This is a genomic window from Methanococcoides seepicolus (assembly GCF_023684405.1).
GTDB classification, from domain to species: Archaea; Halobacteriota; Methanosarcinia; order Methanosarcinales; family Methanosarcinaceae; genus Methanococcoides; species Methanococcoides seepicolus.
Genome location: NZ_JAGSOI010000118.1, coordinates 1 through 2,841 on the forward strand (window position 1 = coordinate 1; position 2,841 = coordinate 2,841).

The 2,841-nt window shown below is 42.0% G+C and carries 5 protein-coding genes and 1 rRNA gene; 3 read left to right on the forward strand and 3 right to left on the reverse strand.

Annotated features, from left to right (window positions below; all coding sequences use genetic code 11):
- Window positions 1–8 precede the first annotated feature (8 nt).
- Both rrf and KDK67_RS13855 read left to right on the forward strand, forming a co-directional pair.
- Window positions 9–129 (forward strand): 5S ribosomal RNA (gene rrf, locus KDK67_RS13850).
- A 315-nt stretch (window positions 130–444) separates the two neighbouring features.
- A complete protein-coding gene (locus KDK67_RS13855; RefSeq protein ID WP_172367694.1) occupies window positions 445–651 on the forward strand; it encodes a hypothetical protein in 207 nt (68 codons plus the stop codon).
- A 58-nt stretch (window positions 652–709) separates the two neighbouring features.
- Here KDK67_RS13855 and KDK67_RS13860 read toward each other — a convergent pair whose 3' ends face one another.
- The 3 genes from KDK67_RS13860 to KDK67_RS14500 are packed head-to-tail and all read right to left on the reverse strand — an operon-like array spanning window position 710 to window position 2,668.
- Window positions 710–1,021: a cupin domain-containing protein gene (locus KDK67_RS13860; RefSeq protein WP_250869439.1), complete on the reverse strand. Its 312-nt coding sequence runs from the start codon at window positions 1,019–1,021 to the stop codon at window positions 710–712.
- Between the two features lie 5 nt (window positions 1,022–1,026).
- Window positions 1,027–1,956, reverse strand: coding sequence for a cysteine synthase A (gene cysK / locus KDK67_RS13865; protein ID WP_250869440.1), 930 nt, complete (start codon window positions 1,954–1,956; stop codon window positions 1,027–1,029).
- A gap of 46 nt (window positions 1,957–2,002) precedes the next feature.
- On the reverse strand, window positions 2,003–2,668 hold the full coding sequence (locus KDK67_RS14500) for a serine O-acetyltransferase (RefSeq protein WP_250869441.1): 666 nt from the start codon (window positions 2,666–2,668) through the stop codon (window positions 2,003–2,005).
- A gap of 64 nt (window positions 2,669–2,732) precedes the next feature.
- On the opposite strand from KDK67_RS14500, the gene KDK67_RS13875 reads away from it, so the two are divergent.
- Window positions 2,733–2,841, forward strand: a 109-nt coding sequence (locus tag KDK67_RS13875) for a transposase-like zinc-binding domain-containing protein (protein WP_420846926.1), incomplete at its 3' end; no start/stop codon positions are given.

A 2,841-nucleotide genomic window follows, 5' to 3' on the forward strand; every position in this document is an offset into this window, starting at 1 on the left:
TGAATGAGTATGGCGGCCATAGCGGTAGGGCCACTCCTGTTCCCATCCGAACACAGAAGATAAGTCTACCCACGTTGTTTACTGTACTGAAGTACGAGAGTCTTCGGGAAATCTACATCGCTGCTATGCTCACTCTATCCAATTCTTTTCTTAACTGATCTTTAACGCAGTAGTTGTGACTTTATTTCTCAGCATTTCCAACGAGATTGATTTCGTTTCTGACAGATACAAATCGAACTTCTTTTTATTGCTCTTCCTTTTATATTACTATCAAAAGGAATGCACTAATACAACAAACGCTCTCCTCCTCAATATCAATGATTGATTTAAATGCAAGCAGTCAAACATCCTTATTCAATTAAAAATGTATATTCTGATTTTTTTTGTTAAAGAACAAAAACTTGATATCCTCTAAAATCAATGTAAATAGTGGAGGGTAACACTATGCAATGCAATGTATGCGGAGTTGAAACTGACAAAACATATTGTACAGATTGTGAACAGGTAATGGAACAGATCATCAAACAGGTAGGAGAAAAGCGATGGGCAGCGATAGACGATTGCTCACATATCTATCCAATGGTAAAAAGAGCTGTCAAAGGGGAGCTTAATATAAACGATATAATAAATGCACTGGAAGTCGAAGACTGACCACGTAAAAAGGTGAGATGCGAATGTTCTATTCTTTCTCACCTTCTTTTACTGTCGCTTATTTTGTCAGGCAAAGCAGTATTGCCAGATCCTCTTCTGCCTGAAGTGCATGTGGTGCATTTGCCGGCATGAAAATGAAGGTACCTTCTTTCATCTCTATATCCTTATCGAACAATTTGAAAATACCTTTTCCTTTTAGAACCTGAACAACTCCGTTCTTCGTAGAAGTATGTTCATCAATGTTCGTTCCTGCAGCAAGACACATCAAAGTATAGTTATAGTCATCTGCCTTAGCAAGGACCGTACTGAATATTCCCTCCGAAGGGAACTGCATCAATTCACTTAGATTCTTTGAAAATCCTTTATCCATAAATATCACTCCTTTTCTACAAGTGCTGTGCTAAGATATCTCTCTCCTGTATCAGGAAGAATAACAACTATCATTTTACCTTCATTCTCCTTCCGTCTTGCAACATCCAAAGCTGCAAAAAGAGCTGCACCTGATGATATGCCTGCGAGGATCCCTTCCTTTTTGGCAAGTTCCCGTGTCGTCTCAAGGGCATCTTCATTACTGACCGTTACAATTTCGTCAATGATGTCCATGTTCAACACATCCGGCACGAAACCGGCACCTATGCCCTGTATCATATGTGGTCCCGGACTGCCGCCGGAAAGTACTGCTGAATCCTTAGGTTCGACGGCCACTGCCCTAAACCCGGGCTTACGGGACTTTAGCATCTCTGAAACACCTGTAATAGTTCCGCCGGTACCAACGCCTGCTACCAGAATATCGACCTTTTCTTCGGTATCATCCCATATCTCCCCAGCCGTAGTACAGCGATGGATCTCAGGATTTGCCGGATTCATGAACTGATGTGGAATAAAAGAATTTGAAGTCTCCTTTCCAATCTTTTCCGCTTCCTCGATAGCTCCCTTCATACCATTGGGACCAGGTGTAAGCACTATTTCGGCTCCAAGGACCTTTAATATGTTTCTTCTCTCAACACTCATGGTCTCAGGCATTGTCAATATAAGCCTGTAACCTTTAGTAGCACAAACAAAAGCCAGACCGATACCTGTATTTCCTGAAGTTGGCTCGATAACTATGGCTCCCTTTTTGAGCACTCCTTCCCTTTCTGCGGTCTCTATCATGTTCAAAGCGATACGGTCCTTGACTGAACCCAGAGGATTAAAAGCCTCCACTTTCACAAGGACAGTAGCATAACATCCTTCAGTTATCCTGTTCAAGCGTACAAGCGGTGTCTTTCCAACAGTTTTTGTTATATCTTCATAAATGTTCTCCATATCAAAACCCCCATAAAATAAAATCTTTAAAAGAATCCCTGCTCTTTCAGGAAGATGATCTCTCCTTGAAGACCAGCTTTGGCTCTTCTATCAGTACTTTTGTGTCTGCCGGTACTGACCTTGTCAACCAGACATTACCTCCGACAACGGAACGTGCTCCTATGACGGTATCTCCGCCAAGGATCGTTGAATTGGAATATATCACTACATCATCCTCTATCGTGGGATGTCTTTTAAGGTCACGAATTATCTGCCCCTTTTCATCCCTTGGGAAACTCAGTGATCCGAGGGTAACCCCTTGGTATAATCGTACATTAGCCCCTATCACCGAAGTCTCTCCTATGACCACTCCGGTTCCATGGTCTATGAAAAACCCTTTTCCTATCTTTGCACCGGGATGGATATCAATACCAACCACGCTGTGGGCATATTCGGTCATAATACGTGGGAGGATCTTAATATCCTGTTCATGCAACTCATGGGCTACTCTGTACACCATAAGTGCAAAAATCCCCGGATAACTGAAAATGATCTCATCGTAACTCTTCGCAGCCGGATCTCCGTCATAGGCTTTAATAATATCAGTAGCCAGAAGTGCCCGAATTTGTGGTATCTTCCTTAACAGTATGATCGTTTCTTCCTGTCCTTTTTCAATACACTCCGCACAATCCTCTTCTGTGCGACGGCACTCATGAAGAATACTTTTCGTCACCTGTTTTGACAGTGGCATTGGTATTTAAGTAGAGTTTTTATGTTATTAGGACCTATATTTATGCATGAACTGTCCCAGGTGCAAGAGCTCCAATCATAAAAAGAACGGTAAAATCGATGGACGTCAACGCTACAAATGCCATGATTGTGGGTATAACTATTCAGTGGAGATTA

Coding starts and splice junctions, on each gene's coding strand:
- KDK67_RS13855 (WP_172367694.1), top strand. CDS start 445: ATGCAATGCAATGTATGCGGAGTTGAAACTGACAAAACATATTGTACA.
- cysK (WP_250869440.1), bottom strand. CDS start 1,956: ATGGAGAACATTTATGAAGATATAACAAAAACTGTTGGAAAGACACCG.
- KDK67_RS13860 (WP_250869439.1), bottom strand. CDS start 1,021: ATGGATAAAGGATTTTCAAAGAATCTAAGTGAATTGATGCAGTTCCCT.